Origin of the sequence: Rhizobium sp. SJZ105 (assembly GCF_007828365.1) — a bacterium.
Taxonomy (GTDB): Bacteria; Pseudomonadota; Alphaproteobacteria; order Rhizobiales; family Rhizobiaceae; genus Agrobacterium; species Agrobacterium tumefaciens.
This window is the reverse complement of the sequence record NZ_VIUP01000001.1, coordinates 286,508-301,998: the sequence shown is the minus strand read 5'-3', so window position 1 is coordinate 301,998 and position 15,491 is coordinate 286,508. Positions and strand designations below refer to the sequence as shown.

12 protein-coding genes and 1 riboswitch are annotated in these 15,491 nt (G+C 59.8%); of the genes, 6 read left to right on the top strand and 6 right to left on the bottom strand.

From position 1 onward, the window contains the following. Nucleotide 1: 1 nt before the first annotated feature. Nucleotides 2–838 (bottom strand): ABC transporter ATP-binding protein, encoded by an 837-nt coding sequence (locus tag FB593_RS01540; protein ID WP_003515481.1) that lies wholly within the window; start codon nt 836–838, stop codon nt 2–4. A gap of 10 nt (nt 839–848) precedes the next feature. Beyond that, a complete protein-coding gene (locus FB593_RS01535) occupies nt 849–2,009 on the bottom strand; it encodes an ABC transporter permease (protein WP_097102727.1) in 1,161 nt (386 codons plus the stop codon). 143 nt (nt 2,010–2,152) lie between these two features. Between FB593_RS01535 and dgcA the strand changes: the two genes are divergently transcribed. Next, nucleotides 2,153–3,136, top strand: a complete 984-nt coding sequence (dgcA, locus tag FB593_RS01530; protein WP_113473125.1) for an N-acetyl-D-Glu racemase DgcA — start codon at nt 2,153–2,155, stop codon at nt 3,134–3,136. 244 nt (nt 3,137–3,380) lie between these two features. Here the strand turns inward: dgcA and FB593_RS01525 are convergent, their stop codons facing one another. Further along, a complete protein-coding gene (locus FB593_RS01525; protein WP_025593573.1) occupies nt 3,381–4,217 on the bottom strand; it encodes a UDP-2,3-diacylglucosamine diphosphatase in 837 nt (278 codons plus the stop codon). 229 nt (nt 4,218–4,446) lie between these two features. Here FB593_RS01525 and FB593_RS01520 point away from each other — a divergent pair, with 229 nt between their 5' ends. Continuing rightward, nucleotides 4,447–6,762: an NADP-dependent malic enzyme gene (locus FB593_RS01520; RefSeq protein WP_003515491.1), complete on the top strand. Its 2,316-nt coding sequence runs from the start codon at nt 4,447–4,449 to the stop codon at nt 6,760–6,762. Between the two features lie 135 nt (nt 6,763–6,897). Beyond that, entirely contained in the window at nt 6,898–7,998 is a 1,101-nt protein-coding gene (locus FB593_RS01515) for a DUF2865 domain-containing protein (RefSeq protein ID WP_065658610.1), read from the top strand. A 69-nt stretch (nt 7,999–8,067) separates the two neighbouring features. Here FB593_RS01515 and bluB read toward each other — a convergent pair whose 3' ends face one another. Both bluB and FB593_RS01505 read right to left on the bottom strand, forming a co-directional pair. Continuing rightward, nucleotides 8,068–8,784, bottom strand: coding sequence for a 5,6-dimethylbenzimidazole synthase (gene bluB, locus FB593_RS01510; protein WP_065660899.1), 717 nt, complete (start codon nt 8,782–8,784; stop codon nt 8,068–8,070). Nucleotides 8,785–8,881: 97 nt separating this feature from the next. Next, a riboswitch (cobalamin riboswitch) is annotated at nt 8,882–9,068 on the bottom strand. Nucleotides 9,069–9,196: 128 nt separating this feature from the next. Then, nucleotides 9,197–10,027, bottom strand: coding sequence for a TolB family protein (locus tag FB593_RS01505; protein ID WP_112959160.1), 831 nt, complete (start codon nt 10,025–10,027; stop codon nt 9,197–9,199). Nucleotides 10,028–10,219: 192 nt separating this feature from the next. Between FB593_RS01505 and FB593_RS01500 the strand changes: the two genes are divergently transcribed. Then, on the top strand, nt 10,220–10,597 hold the full coding sequence (locus FB593_RS01500; RefSeq protein WP_145166276.1) for a VOC family protein: 378 nt from the start codon (nt 10,220–10,222) through the stop codon (nt 10,595–10,597). Nucleotides 10,598–10,746: 149 nt separating this feature from the next. Here FB593_RS01500 and FB593_RS01495 read toward each other — a convergent pair whose 3' ends face one another. Beyond that, complete coding sequence (locus FB593_RS01495; RefSeq protein WP_013636243.1) at nt 10,747–12,426, bottom strand: NAD+ synthase; 1,680 nt, start codon at nt 12,424–12,426, stop codon at nt 10,747–10,749. Between the two features lie 231 nt (nt 12,427–12,657). On the opposite strand from FB593_RS01495, the gene FB593_RS01490 reads away from it, so the two are divergent. Beyond that, complete coding sequence (locus FB593_RS01490) at nt 12,658–14,598, top strand: LTA synthase family protein (protein ID WP_162714051.1); 1,941 nt, start codon at nt 12,658–12,660, stop codon at nt 14,596–14,598. Between the two features lie 109 nt (nt 14,599–14,707). Beyond that, nucleotides 14,708–15,241: a DUF1003 domain-containing protein gene (locus FB593_RS01485; protein WP_145166275.1), complete on the top strand. Its 534-nt coding sequence runs from the start codon at nt 14,708–14,710 to the stop codon at nt 15,239–15,241. The last annotated feature ends 250 nt before the right edge of the window (nt 15,242–15,491 follow it).

Here is a 15,491-nt window from a genome sequence, read left to right as displayed (position 1 = left end):
GTTACTCCACCGGATTTTCGTGTCTGTCGTCCGGAAGAACGACAGAGCGCGCCCGTTTGCCACGGAAATAGGACTGAACCCAGGGGTCGTCACAGGCAAACATGTCCTGCAAGGTCCCTTCCACCAGCACCTTCTTCTGCCCTAGCACCGCAATGCGGTCGCAGACGGAGAACAGGCTGTCGAGGTCGTGCGTCACCATATACACGGTCAAACCGAGCGAATCGCGCAAGCGCGCGATCAGCATATCAAATTCCGCCGCCCCGATGGGATCGAGGCCGGATGTCGGCTCATCGAGGAAGACAAGGTCGGGATCGAGCGACAGCGCGCGCGCAAGCGCCGCACGCTTGATCATGCCGCCGGAAAGCTCCGACGGGTATTTGTCGCCCGCATCGGGCTTCAGGCCCACCATCTCGATTTTGAGATAGGCAAGCTCGTCCATCAGCTTTTTCGGCAGGTCCAGATATTCCCGCATCGGCAGCTGGATGTTTTCCTTCACCGTCAGGCCGGAAAATAGCGCCCCCTGCTGGAACAGCACGCCGAGCCGCTGGTCTAGCATCATGCGGTCGTCTTCGCTGGCCTTGTCGTAATCGGTGCCAAGAATGCGGATTGCACCCGCCTGGCGTGGCAGAAGCCTCAAGATCGCACGCATCAGGACGGATTTACCCGCGCCGGATGGGCCGATGAAGCCGAGGATTTCACCGCGATAGACATCCAGATCGAGATTCTCAAGCACGTTCCTGCCGTTGAAACCGACAGTCACGCCCTCGACGGAAAGAACCGTCTCACGACCGTCCTTTGCAGTTTTTGTCTCTTGCGGCTTCTGGTCCAAAGTTTCCAACGCGCCCTCCTTAAAAATCGATGGCTGCGTAGAAGATGGCAAAAAGGCCATCCACCAGAATGACGACGAAGATCGATTTGACCACCGACGACGTGACGTGTTTGCCGAGCGATTCCGCCGAACCGCCGACCTTCATACCCTCAACCGCCGCAACGATGCCGATGATCAGCGCCATGAACGGCGCCTTGATCATGCCGGCGGCGATGGTCGATTCCTCGACCGCGCCATGCAGACGCGACAGAAACACTTCGAAGGTGATGCCGGAATACAGAAGCGTGACGATGGCGGCGCCGAAAAGTGCGGCGAAATTGGCAAGGATGGTCAGAAGCGGCAGTGCGATTGTCAGCGCCACGAGACGCGGAAACACCAGCACGCCAACGGGGTTGAGACCGATCACCTTCAGCGCGTCGATTTCCTCGCGCATCTTCATCGAGCCGATTTCCGCCGTGATCGCACTGCCGGAGCGACCGGCGATCATGATCGCGGTCAGAAGCACGCCGATTTCACGCAATTGCAGGATGCCGACGAGATCGACGACGAAAACTTCCGCGCCGAAGTAACGCAGCTGGAAGGCGCCCTGCTGGGCGATGATGGCGCCGATCAAAAACGACATCAGCATGATGATCGGCACGGCGCGCACGCCCATATGGTCGATCTGGTTGACGATGGCCGCCGGCGAGACGCCGCGTCCGCGCCCGAGCTTCATCTGCGCGCCGCGCACGGCAGAACCCAGAATATACATGCCCGCGAGGAAATCCGCACCATTCTGGACGACAGCCTGGCCGATCGGCGAGAAGAAGCGTTCGGCAAGTCCCACCTTGGCGGCAGGCTCGCCCTCCATCGCCGCTTTATCCGGCAATTGGCCGATCAGATCCTCGATTCGCTCGTTTCCGGTAAGCGTGACGGTAACGCCCTTCGCTTCCATATCTTCGCGCAATCGCCGGATGACCCAGGCGCCGGTCGTGTCGATTGCCTCCACCGAGGAAAGATCGATCTCCACCGGACCGGCAGGGCCGCTTTTCTCGATGTTTTCGAGGCGTGCAAAAATGCCGGAAAGATTGCTGTTGCGCCAGGAACCGCTCAAGGCATACCGCTGGCCGCCGCCGGAGACGGCGCCGTCTTCGGTGATTGCGGCCGGGTTCGCCTGTTGCCGTATATCCTGTTCTTGCATAATGCTCCGAGCGAGTGCAGCCGTCACGAGATTCTTAAAGGTTTCATAACGGTTTGGCCTTCGGCAAGCCACAGTGACAGCCGACAATTCGCGATAAATTTGGCGTCATGTGTCTTTTAACGCCTGTCAGGAAGTGAAAAAACATGCCCCGTTACCTTCAAGCCACAACAGAACGTTTCGCCGTTGCTGGCAGCTTCACTATTTCACGCGGCACTCGCACACATGCGGATGTCGTAACGTGCACCATCCGCGATGGTTCCTTTACCGGCAGAGGTGAATGTGTGCCCTACCCGCGTTATGGCGAAAGCATCGAAGGCGTTATCGCCGATATCGAAGCAATGGCTGAGCAAATTGCCGGCGGCCTGACACGGCATGAATTGCAGCAGGTGATGAAACCCGGCGCGGCCCGCAATTCAGTGGATTGCGCATTATGGGACCTCGAAGCCAAGATGAGTGGCAAAAGTGCTGCCGAACATAGTCTCGGACACGCGGCAAAACCGCTCGTTACCGCCTATACCATCTCGCTTGCCGACCCCGAGACCATGGCGGCTAAAACAGCGGAAAACGCTGGCCGCCCGCTGCTGAAGATCAAGACCGGAACGGCGGATGACGAGGCGCGCCTGCGGGCCGTGCGCACCGCAGCACCTGACGCGCGCATCATCATCGACGCCAATGAGGGCTGGAACGACGATAATATCGAATATTATCTGAAACTCGCAGCGGAACTGAACATCGCGCTCATCGAACAGCCGCTTCCCGCCGGCAAGGACGCCATCCTGGCCCGCATCGACCACCCGGTCCCCATCTGCGCCGATGAAAGCGTGCATTCCACCAAGGACCTCGCCGACCTGCGCGACCGTTACGATGCGATCAACATCAAGCTGGACAAGACTGGCGGTCTCACGGAAGCACTTGTCATGAAGGCAGAGGCGGAGCGGCTAGGCTTCATCATCATGGTCGGCTGCATGCTCGGCACCTCGCTCGGCATGGCTCCCGCCGTTCTGGCCGCCCAGGGAGCTGCCTTCTCCGATCTCGACGGCCCGCTGATTCTCAGGCAAGACCGGCAGCCGGGCCTCGTTTACGAGGGTTCGCTGGTTTATCCGCCGCAGCCGGCGTTGTGGGGATAAGAGCCGTCGTTCGGGTTTCGTGTGAAAGCACTACGCCGCACATCGCAATAGTCTTTGCAGTATCACGTAAACTGTATGACCAGCCTTGCCTCACACTCGACGTCATCCTCGGGCTTGTCCCGAGGATCTATCCACGTCGCGCGAAATCAATCGGTTGCAGATCCTTGGGACAAGCCCAAGGATGACGACAGAGAGCTGAAACATCCCGCGCTTAGGGATCGCCCTGCCTGTTGAACCAACCCAATCAGGCCGCGTGCTTGCCAATCAGACCTGGAATATCCACCGGCTCCATCTCGTCCGATGTCTGCGAAGGGACATCGCTCGTCTGCATCCAGGTGATCAGCTCGAAAGTGCCATCGGCATTTTCGGCAATCGCCGTGCAGCTTTCCACCCAGTCGCCGGTGTTGATGTAGCGGATGCCGTCCATGTCTTCCATCACGGCGTGGTGGATATGGCCACAGATCACACCATCCACATTGTTGCGGCGCGCCTCGTCGGCCACTACGCGCTGGAACTCGCCGATGAAGTTGACGGCGTGTTTGACCTGCAATTTCGCCCAGGCCGAGAACGACCAGTAAGGCAGACCGATGCGGCGGCGCACCGCAGCAAGGACGATGTTGATCGCAATCGCCGCGTCGTAGGCCCAGTCACCGAGATAGGCGAGCAGGCGGGCATTGCGCACCACCACATCGAACTCGTCGCCATGGATGATGAGGTATTTCTTGCCGTCTGCCGCCTCGTGGATCATGCGCTCGGCCACTTCGATACCGCCGAAATGCATGCCCGGAAACTCGCGCAGAAATTCATCGTGGTTGCCGGGAATGTAAACGATGCGCGTTCCCTTGCGGGCCTTGCGCAACAACTTCTGCACCACGTCGTTGCAGCCCTGCGGCCAGTACCAGCTGCGGCGCAGGCGCCAGCCGTCGATGATGTCACCGACCAGGATGATCGTATCGGCCTCGTGATGTTTCAGGAAGTCGAGCAAAAAATCCGTCTTGGCCGCCTTGGAACCGAGATGGACATCCGAAATGAAAAGCGTTCTGAACTGTCTGGTTTCAATTTGACCGGCCACGGATTTAATCCCCTTGTTCGGTTGCGTCCCTGCGGCTTTCTTCCCTCTCAGAACCAGACTCGTGTTGCAGCAACATGACAATGGCCGGTTTTTGTATGGAATATGACTGATGGCATCACGAAAACGCGAATAAGCCATGCCCGCATTTGCATAAGGGGGCGGCAAATAACGGCTGTACCACGGGAAAGTTTGTTGTATTCAGAGGGCCGGAATTGAACCAGACATGACGGTGGAAGACATGACCTCTCACGATAAGAACAACACGCCCGCCAACACGGCAAAGGCCGACATCGAGGAACAGGCGCTCTTTTTCCACCGCTACCCGCGCCCTGGCAAGCTGGAAATCCAGGCCACCAAGCCCCTTGGCAACCAGCGCGATCTGGCGCTTGCCTACTCGCCGGGTGTCGCCGCCCCCTGCCTCGCCATCCATGAAAATCCGGAAATGGCGGCGGAATATACCGCCCGCGCCAATCTCGTTGCAGTGATTTCCAACGGTACGGCAGTGCTTGGCCTTGGCAATATCGGCCCGCTTGCGTCCAAGCCTGTTATGGAGGGCAAGGCCGTCCTCTTCAAGAAATTCGCCGGCATCGACGTTTTCGATATCGAGATCGATGCGCCCGGCATCAACGACATGGTCTCCACCATCGCAGCGCTGGAACCCACCTTCGGCGGCATCAACCTTGAAGACATCAAGGCGCCCGAATGTTTCGAGGTGGAGCGTCAGCTGCGCGAGAAGATGAACATCCCGGTCTTCCACGACGATCAGCACGGCACGGCGATCATCGTCGCCGCCGCCGTCACCAACGCGCTGGAACTGGCCGGAAAATCGCTTTCGAGCGTCAAGATCGTCGCGTCAGGCGCCGGTGCGGCAGCCCTTGCCTGCCTCAATCTGCTTGTCGCCATGGGCGCAAAGAAAGAAAACATCTGGGTCCACGATATCGAGGGCCTCGTTTATGACGGCCGCAACTCGCTGATGGACGAGTGGAAGGAAGTTTACGCGCAGAAGACCGACAAGCGGGTTCTGGCCGACTCGATCGACGGCGCGGATGTCTTCCTCGGTCTTTCGGCGGCAGGCGTGCTGAAGCCGGAACTTCTGGAGCGCATGGCGGAAAATCCGCTGATCCTGGCACTTGCCAACCCCAATCCGGAAATCATGCCGGAAGTGGCCCGTGCTGCCCGCCCGGATGCGATGATCTGCACCGGCCGTTCGGACTTCCCGAACCAGGTCAACAACGTGCTGTGCTTCCCCTATATCTTCCGCGGCGCGCTGGATTGCGGCGCAACCACGATCAACGAGGAAATGAAGATGGCCGCCGTGCAGGCCATCGCCGAGCTTGCCCGCGAGGAAGTCTCGGAAGTCGCCGCCAAGGCCTATAGCGGCGAAACGCCGATCTTCGGCCCGAACTACCTCATTCCCTCGCCTTTCGATCCGCGTCTCATCCTGCGCATCGCACCGGCCGTTGCCCGTGCTGCCGCCGCAAGCGGCGTCGCCGCCCGGCCAATCAGCGATTTCGAAGCCTATCTCGACCAGCTCAACCGCTTCGTCTGGCGTTCCGGCTTCATCATGAAACCGGTCTTCAACGCCGCCAAGGTTGCCGAAAAGAAGCGCATCATCTTTGCTGAAGGCGAAGACGAGCGCGTGCTGCGCGCCGCACAGGTGCTTCTGGAAGAAGGCACCGGCATCCCGATCCTCATCGGTCGCCCGCAGATCATCGAAACGCGCCTGAAGCGCTTCGGCCTGCGTATCCGCCCGAATACCGATTTTGCGGTGGTCAATCCCGAAGACGATCCGCGTTACCGCGACTACGTCGATGATTATTTCGCCCTGGTCGGCCGCGCCGGCATCAACCCGGAGGCGGCCCGCACCATCGTGCGCACCAACTCCACGGTCATCGGCGCGCTGTCGGTGAAGCGTGGTGAGGCGGATGCGCTGATCTGCGGTCTGGAAGGCCGCTACGACCGGCACCTGCGCGACGTGAACCAGATCATCGGCAAGCAGGAAAGCGTTCGCTCTTTCGCAGGCCTCAGCCTGCTCATCACCCAGCAGGGCGCGCTGTTCCTCACCGACACCTTCGTCAACAACGATCCGACCTCCGAAGAAGTGGCCGAAATGGCCATTCTCGCGGCAAAGGAAATCCGCCGCTTCGGCATCACGCCGAAGATCGCGCTCGCCAGCCACTCCAATTTCGGGTCGCGCGATTCGGAAAGCGCCCGCAAGATGCGCCGCGCCCTGAAGATCGTGCAGGCAGCGGCACCCGAACTGGAAGTGGACGGCGAAATGCAGGGCGGCTCGGCACTTTCGGAAGCGCTGCGCAAGCGCGCCATGCCCAACAGCGTGCTGACCGGCGAAGCGAACCTGCTGGTCTTCCCGAACCTCGATGCCGCAAACATCACGCTCGGCGTCACCCGCACGCTGACGGAGGGCCTGCATGTCGGCCCCATCCTGCTTGGCACGGCTCTTCCCGCCCATATCCTGTCGCCCAGCGTCACCTCGCGCGGCGTTGTCAACATGGCGGCCTTTGCCGTCGTGCAGGCATCGCACCCTTCGGTGTGATGAAGGCGTATTAACGCAGTTTTGAACATGCTGTTGCCGCATTGCGGCAACAGCTTATGTTATCTTCCTGAAACACGGATTTCCCGAAGCATAACACCCTCGCCACCGGCCGGGGACATCGAACGGATCGCACCATTGACCCGGCGCCGCAGCATTATCGGCCTCCTGCTTCCCCTTGTTTTCATCGCCCCGGCCGCTGCTTTCGCGGATCAGGTCTGCGATACGCTTTATGCGCAGCTGCGCGAACCGCCGCGTGTCATCGGCAACACCGCCGAGGTACGGCGTTACGCCAATGCGCTCACCCGCCAGAACATCGAGATCCGCAGGATCAGGAACGATCTGCGCCGTTACGGCTGTTCATCCGCAAGCGTCACCGTTTATGGCAGCCCGAATGCCGAACTCTGCGCAGAGATCAGCGACGCGATGGCGGATGCGCAGAGCGAACGCGATGCCATCATCCGTGACCGCGACTATGCCATGGCGGCCCAGGGCAGCGATGATAGCGACATCAGACGCCAGCGCATTCTCGCCGCACTCGACGCCAATGGCTGCAGCGCCATTCCGGAAACGGAAGCGCGCCAGCCGACGGCACCCGATGTGACACGTTACCCCGACGCCTTCGGCGAACAGAGCAATCCGCCGGGACAGGCAGGGCTTTCGCCCTACCCCAATGCCGCTGCTGAAGGCGGGCTCAGGACGCTGTGCGTGCGCACCTGCGACGGCTCGTTCTTCCCCATCGCTTCCAATGCCTCGCCGCTCGATTTCCGTGCGCAGGCCGAACAATGCCAGAAAATGTGTCCGGGTACGCAGACGGAGCTTTATTTCCACTCCATGACGGAGCAGGAAACGGCTGACATGGTCTCGGCTGAAACAGGAAAGCCCTATAAGGACCTGCCGACCGCCTTTGCCTATCGAAATGCCTCAACCAAAGCCCCAGGCTGCGCCTGCAACATGGCCGCCTATCACGAGGAGATGAAGCAGCAGGAGGCTGCGCGGCCGGAAGCTGAGAAACCCTATTCAAGCATCACGACCATTCCATCACCGCAAGGTGACACCTCCAAAAAACCCACCGAACTGCAGCAGGCCGCAAAGCCGCCGGAACAACCGGTTCCGGAACGCGACTATGACCCGAACAACAGCAGGGTCCGCGTCATCGGCCCTAAATTCCTGCCCGACCAGACAGGCCGGATCGACCTGAAGAACCCGGCGCTGAAGGGCATTCAGCCGCAGCAATAGCTCCCATCAGGCACACGGTATGGAGTTGGCAACGCTCTGTCTCACTCACAAGACGGTCGCGTCTTCTCTTTACCGTCCACCCCAGCGATTGCGAAACACCAGCTCCTCCAGCGGCACGCGCTGGCGCCACCCCTTCACCGCCAGTTCCGGCTCGGTATAAAGTGTATCGACGCGGCCGAGGCATAGCCAGGCGACGATCTCGATGTGGTCGGGAATCTCGAGAATGGTGCGAATGTCGCTATCGTGGAAAATGCTGACCCAGCCGACGCCGATGCCTTCGGCGCGCGCTGCAAGCCAGAGGTTCTGGATGGCGCAGACGGTGGAATAGACATCGGTGCGCGGATTGTGGGTACGGCCCAGCACCACCTTGCCGCCACGCGTCGGATCGCAGGTGACGCAGATGCTGAGCGGCGCCTTGCGGATGCCCTCAAGCTTGAGGCTGCGGTAAAGCGCCTGCTGCTCCCCCTCGAACATCGCCGCCGCCTCGCCATTGGCGCGGCTGAAGGCAACCCAGGCTGCCTGCCTGACCGCACCGTCAGTGACGAGCGTGAAATTCCACGGCTGCATGAAACCGACCGAGGGCGCGGAATGCGCCGCCTTCAGCAGGCGCTCGACCACATCTTCCGGCAATGGATCCGGAAGGAACTGGTCGCGCACATCACGGCGGGTTTCGATGGCACGGTAGATCGCCTCTCGCTCACCCTCGGAAAACGGATAGGCGGGCGAAAGCGCGTGATCGAATGCATCGGCGTCGAGCGAACTGGTCGCGAGTGGATCGGTCGGCATCGTCTATCCCCAACAATGCTGGCGCGCCGCCACGAAAACCGGCTCCGGTTTTCACCTGCACGACGCGCTGCTGCAACAACCTGCCGCCGTCCACGCGGTCTGGTCTATCCTGTCAGGCCGGTCTTCTGACTCGGCTTCATCCGCCCACTTTCGCCTTCCCGAATGGATTCAGTGGCATCAAGAAAAAGGGCATCCGCCTCACAGCGCTGGGCACGTTCCGGTCTTGCACCGGATTCCCGATTCTCCCGCCCTAAAGGGCAGGCACCTGACGAAGAAGCTTATGAGCAACAAAGATTGCTAATACAAGTATCTTGCGCAGCGATGCGGCAATGTGACCGTGGCCACCTCACCTGCGTATTGCGGCCTTCAGCCGCCGCGCCGACGCGCGCCGGCTGAAGCACTCCCTACCGCATCACCCAACGGGAAAATACCGCACATAAGCGAACTCATCCCCGTCCGGTGACCAGTTGGGCGAATTCATCGTTCCCTGCCCGCCGAAAAGGTCAAACAGCGTTTCGGCATTGCCGCCATCCATATCCATCAGCCGCACGCGCACGTTGAGGTCGCGCGGATGGTCGAAGACTTCGGCGTCGTAGGAGATGAAAACGACCTTGTCACCGCTGGGAGACGGATGCGGAAACCAGTCGCCGTAGGCGCTGTCGGTGATGCGCTCGACGGCCGAGCCATCCACCCGCACGCGCCAGATCTGCATCTGGCCGGTGCGGCTGGAGTTGAAATAGATCCATTCTCCATCCGGCGAATAATCCGGCCCGTCATTGCGGCCCTCACCATGGGTAAGGCGTGTCTCAACGCCGCTGTCTATGTCCATGGAATAAATATCGAAAACCTGATCGCGAATGCCGCAATAGGCGAAACCTTTCCCGTCCGGCGACCAGCCGTGCCAGTAGGACGGAAGGTTCTTAGTCATCAGACGCGGCGTTCCGCCCGTCGAAGGCAGCAGATAGATGGCACTCTTGCCGAACTCCACCTTGTCGGAAATGGCATAAAGCGAACCGTCAGGCGAAATGCCGTGGTCATTGTTGCAGATTGTCGCAAAGCCAGTATCGACCTTTTCCGGCGAAGGGTCGCCGGCAAGTGACAGGCGATAAAGCAGACCGTCGCAGTTCAGAAGCAGGTATTTCCCGTCCGGCGACCAGTTCGGAGCCTCGAACAGCTCCGGCGTCTGCCAGACCACCCGCATCTGCCGAGTGCGGATGTTGAAGATTTCGATGGAACTGCGCATGCTGCCTCCCGGGCCTGTCGATCGTCTGGCGTGGAGCGTTGAATGGCGCAAACATTCCGTTTGCATCCGCCACCGCCGTGATTATGATCCTATTGCCGCAGGCACCGCCCTGCAAATTCAAATAGGAAAAAACAGCAGCGTTCCGGCACCGCCCGCACCCCTGCCCGTTTCTCCCAGATCCGAGGTTCCGCGATGAACACCATCGCCGATCACGGCATCCGCTTCGGTCGGATCGCCGCAATGCTTCCTGTCAAGAATATCGAGAAGGCCCATGACTTTTATGTCCGTGTGCTGGGCTTCGAAAAGACCTTCGAAAACGGCAACCCTGTCGGTTTCATGATCCTGAAACAAGGTAATGCCGAGTTGCACCTGACATTGCAGTCGACGCACAAACCGGCCCCCTTCAATGTGGCGCATATGCTGGTCAGCGACGCCGACGCGCTGCACGCGCTTTGCAAAAGCCACGGGCTTCGCATCATCAAAAGTCTGCAGGACAAGGATTATGGCCTACGGGCCTTCATTTTCGAAGACCCGGATGGTAACCGCATCGATGTGGGGCAGGTTATTTAACGAGATAGGGAGACGGCGCGGCGTGTCCGCGCCGTTGGAGGAAAAGGATGCTTCTTCGCCATCGATATATGGCGAAGCCGCAGCATCCGCACTCCGTCACCCCGAACTAAATTCGGGGTCCAGCAAGCTCCCTCCATGCCCTCCTTCGACTACCTGTCCCTGAATCGGTTGGTAATCGGATAACGGCGATCGCGGCCGAAGTTCTTCTTGGTGATCTTCACCCCGGGCGCGGATTGGCGGCGTTTGTATTCGGCGAGATAGAGCAGATGCTCGATCCGGTGCACCGTCGCGATATCATGGCCACGCGCGAGGATTTCCTCGACCGACATTTCCTTTTCCACCAGGCACTCCAGAATATCGTCCAGCACCGGATAGGGCGGCAGCGAATCCTGGTCTGTCTGGTTGGGTCGCAATTCGGCGGATGGCGCCTTGGAGATGATATTGGCGGGGATCACTTCGCCGGATGGCCCGAGCGCGCCGGGCGGCACATGGGAATTGCGCCAGCTGGAGATGGCGTAGACCTGCATCTTGTAGAGGTCCTTGATGGGATTGAAACCGCCATTCATGTCGCCATAAAGCGTCGCATACCCCACCGACATTTCCGACTTGTTGCCTGTTGTCACCACCATCGAGCCGAACTTGTTGGAAACGGCCATGAGAATGGTGCCGCGTGTACGGCTCTGCAGGTTTTCTTCGGTAATGCCTTCTTCCGTGCCTTCGAACATTTCCGAAAGCGCCGACAGGAACCCATCCACAGGTTCGGCAATGGGCACGATATCGTAACGGCAGCCAAGCGCCCTGGCGCAATCGGCTGCGTCCTTCAGCGAATCCTCGGAGGTGTAACGATAGGGCAGCATGATGCAGCGCACCCGTTCTTCGCCCAGCGCATCAACAGCGAGCGCAGCGCAGATCGCCGAATCGATACCGCCGGAAAGGCCGAGAACAACGCTCTTGAAGCCGTTCTTGTTGACGTAATCGCGAAAGCCCAGCATGCAGGCGCGGTAATCCGCCTCCTCGCCTTCAGGGATTTTCGAGAAAGGACCGCTCTCGCAGCGCCAGCCTTCTGCGGTGCGTTTCCAATCGGTAACGGCAAGGGTCGCCTCGAACTGGCTCATCTGGAAGGCAAGGGTCTTGTCGGCATTAAAACCGAAGCTCGCGCCGTCGAAAACCAGCTCGTCCTGCCCGCCAAGCTGATTGGCGAAGACCAACGGCAAGCCGCTTTCGATTACTTGCTTCAGCGCCACCTGATGGCGCACATCCAGCTTGCCGCGATAATAGGGCGAACCATTCGGCACCAGCAGGATTTCCGCCCCGCTTTCGGCAAGCGTTTCGCACACACCCATATCGTTCCAGATTTCCTCGCAGATCGGAATGCCGATCCTGACACCGCGGAAATTATAGGGACCGGAGATCGAACCTTCGGCGAAAACGCGTTTTTCATCGAACTCGCCGTAATTCGGCAGGTCGATCTTGTCGCGCAGCGCGATGATCTTGCCGCCATCCAGAAGCGCAACCGAATTGTGCCGGCCCGTTTCGCCCTGACGCGGAAAACCGATGACAACGCCCGGCCCGCCATCGGCGGTTTCCGCCGCCAGTTCTTCCACGGCCTTCAGGCACGCTTTCAGAAAAGCTGGCTTCAATACCAGGTCTTCCGGCGGATAGCCGGATATGAACAGCTCGGTCAGAAGCAGGAGATCGGCACCCTGCGTCGCCGCATCGGCCCGTGCTTCGCGCGCCCTGGCGAGATTGCCCGCCACGTCGCCAACAGTCGGATTGAACTGCCCGACGGCAATTCGAAGATGGTTTTTGATGTCGTGTCTGTCGCTCATGGCTTTTCAATACCGCGCCCGTGCCCGCTCCGCAACGCGGCAATTGCATGCCGCACCACCTTGATAGGATGAAGCCGCAACCGGCATTCACGCTAAGGTTATCACCGCACCGGCCACACTCCGCAAAGTTCATGTCGCGTTCATCGCGCTTATGTGACAGTTACATGACAGTTTTGCGACGCCCCGATTCACCTCCCCGAATTGCGCGGTGTCGCCTCGTAATACCGGAGTATGAGTTTGAGAAATTCGGCGCCAAAAACAACGGCTTCCGAAAAGGCTGATTTTGTCTTTTCGCCTGCATGGACGCGGAGCCTTTCCAAGCTTTCGGGCAAGGCCTACACGCTTGCCAATCTGACGTTTTCGTCGGTCGTGCTTGTCGTCGCGCTGGAATGGATCGCCCGCGGTTCGCTAGTTGATGTCGGCACCTTCCTCACCTCATCCGCCCGCCCCGGCATGACCACCATCGCCGCCGTGCTGCTGCTGCTCGTAGCGCTGGATTCCATCCTCGGCCGCCGTTACCTGTCGCTCATCGCCGTTGCGCCGCTTTGCGCGCTGACAGGGCTGATTTCCGCGCAGAAACAGACCTATCTCTCCGATCCGCTTTATCCCTCCGACCTGCTGTTCGGCCGGCAGATCCTCGAGCTTCTGCCCACCATGCTGAAAGCCCAGCCGCTGACGGCCATGCTGGTTGGCCTTGGCCTTTGCGCCACGGTTGCGGCCCTTTCCACCCTGTGGCTGCTGGCGCGGCGTTATTCGCCGGGCTTGAGCTGGCGCGAACGCGCCGCAGGTCTTGTGCTGGCGCTGCCGCTTCTGGCCGGCCTCGCCTCGCTCATGGACTATTCGCATTATTCGTGGGTGCGCGATCGTCTCAACATCATCCCCATGATGTGGGATCAACAGGAGAATTACCGCCATAACGGTTTCCTGATGGCCTTTGCCTTCAATATTCCCATGGCCAACGTCTCGGCGCCGCAGGGTTACGGCGAAAACAGCATTGCGGACCTGACCTCGGAACCCGCCGCCTTTGCCGCCAACACGGGCGATTACCCTGATGTCATCATGTTGATGAGCGAATCGCTGTGGGATCCGACACGGCTTGAAAACGTGAAGCTCTCTGCCGATCCGATGCCCAACATCCGCGCCAAGCAATCCGGCAACGTGTTCTCGCCGGAATTCGGCGGCATGACGGCGAATGTGGAATTCGAGGCGCTGACCGGTTTTTCCAACGCCTTCCTGCCCTATGGCAGCATTCCCTACCAGCAATATATCCGCCGCCCGGTACCCTCGCTTGCCAGCTTCTTCCGTGGCGAAGGGTATTCGGCCATCGCCATGCATCCGTTTCAGGAATGGTTCTGGAACCGCAAGGAAGTCTACAGGAATTTCGGCTTCGAGGAGTTCCGCTCGGAAGAGACATTGCCGCCCATGGAAAAGCGCGGCAACTTCGCCTCCGACGACGCGCTGATGGACCAGATCATGGTGGCCGCGGACGATGCGCGCAACCCGCTCTTCCTCTTCGCCGTCACCCTGCAGGGACACGGACCTTACGAGGCGGGCCGTTATGCCAGCGACACCATCGGCGTAGAGGGCGATCTTTCCGCTTCCGCATCGCAGGCGCTTGGTACCTATGCGCAGGGCGTGGCGGAGGCCGACGACGCCCTTCTGAAGCTGATGCGCTGGGCAAAAAAGCGCGAGCGCGAAACCATCATCGTGCTCTTCGGCGATCACCTGCCGCCGCTTGGCCAGACATTCGTGGAAAGCGGCTACATGCCGGGCATGGTGGCCAGCCGCCGCGCGCCGCTGGAAATCATGAAAAAGGAACACGAGACGCCGCTCGTCGTCTGGTCCTCGAAGACGGGCGTGCGCAAGAATATCGGCACCATCAGCCCGGCGCTGCTGCCCTATCACGTACTGAAAACAGCCGGTTTCTCAGACCCCTTCTATACGGGGACTTTGGGTGAAGTGCAGGATGCGTTTTCCGTCGTCGACCGGCATATGCTGGTGGCAACGGATGGCAAGGCCCTGCCCGACTGGTCGATTTCACCCAATTCCATTCCGGACGTGGTGCGCAATTATCGTCTGCTGCAATTCGACATGATGTTCGGCGAGCAATATGGCCGAGAGCGCTTCTTCCCCGGCTTCAACTGGGTAAATGACGCTACACCCTCCGTCTGATGGGGCTGGATGCCTAAACGGCATGGCAGCGGAAATCGTTTGAATTCCATTGCCATGCGGGTTTATCTCGACAGGGCCTTACCGAACCATCAGCACCACGAGAAGCACCGTGTCAGACATCTCCGACTATATCGTTTCGCACTTCAAGCGCTCCTCCCGGGAAATCGGCGAGGTCGAGCGTCGTATTCTGGAACTGTCGCACCAGAAAAAGCTGGTCTCGACCGACACCAATGCGGAATTTTCCGCCGGGGCAAACCTGGGCGACAGGCTGGCCGACAGCATTGCAAGGGTTGGCGGCTCCTGGGGATTTATCCTCAGCTTCTGCTTTTTCCTGGTGTTCTGGGCAATCATCAACACCATCGTGCTGACGACGCGGGCCTTCGACCCCTACCCCTTCATCTTCCTCAATCTTCTGCTCTCCATGCTCGCGGCCATTCAGGCGCCGATCATCATGATGTCGCAGAACCGGCAGGCCGCTCGTGACCGTTTCGAAGCCGCCAAAGATTATGAGGTGAACCTGAAAGCCGAGCTTGAGGTGCTGTCTCTGCACGAAAAGATCGACGTGAAGGTACTGGCCGAACCGGCAGCACTCAGGCAGGACCTCGCCGCCCTTCACCGCCATGTGACCCGGAAAGAAGACTGACGAGAAAGAACCGGCGCGCGAAAATCCATCCCCGCTTTTCCCCGCCCCGCCTTACCCTGCTATCTTGAATGCAGTCCTGCCGGGTAGACGCCAGACGTGGCGTAAACCGAAGGACGGTCCTGGTGGTGGGAACGGTGGCACGTTCATGGTGACAGGACCATTTCGCAAAAGGCCGTGCACTGCCTCTTGCGAAATACGGCTTTCTGGAATGCCCGGTCGCGCAAGCATCCGTCCACTCCAACCCCAATCA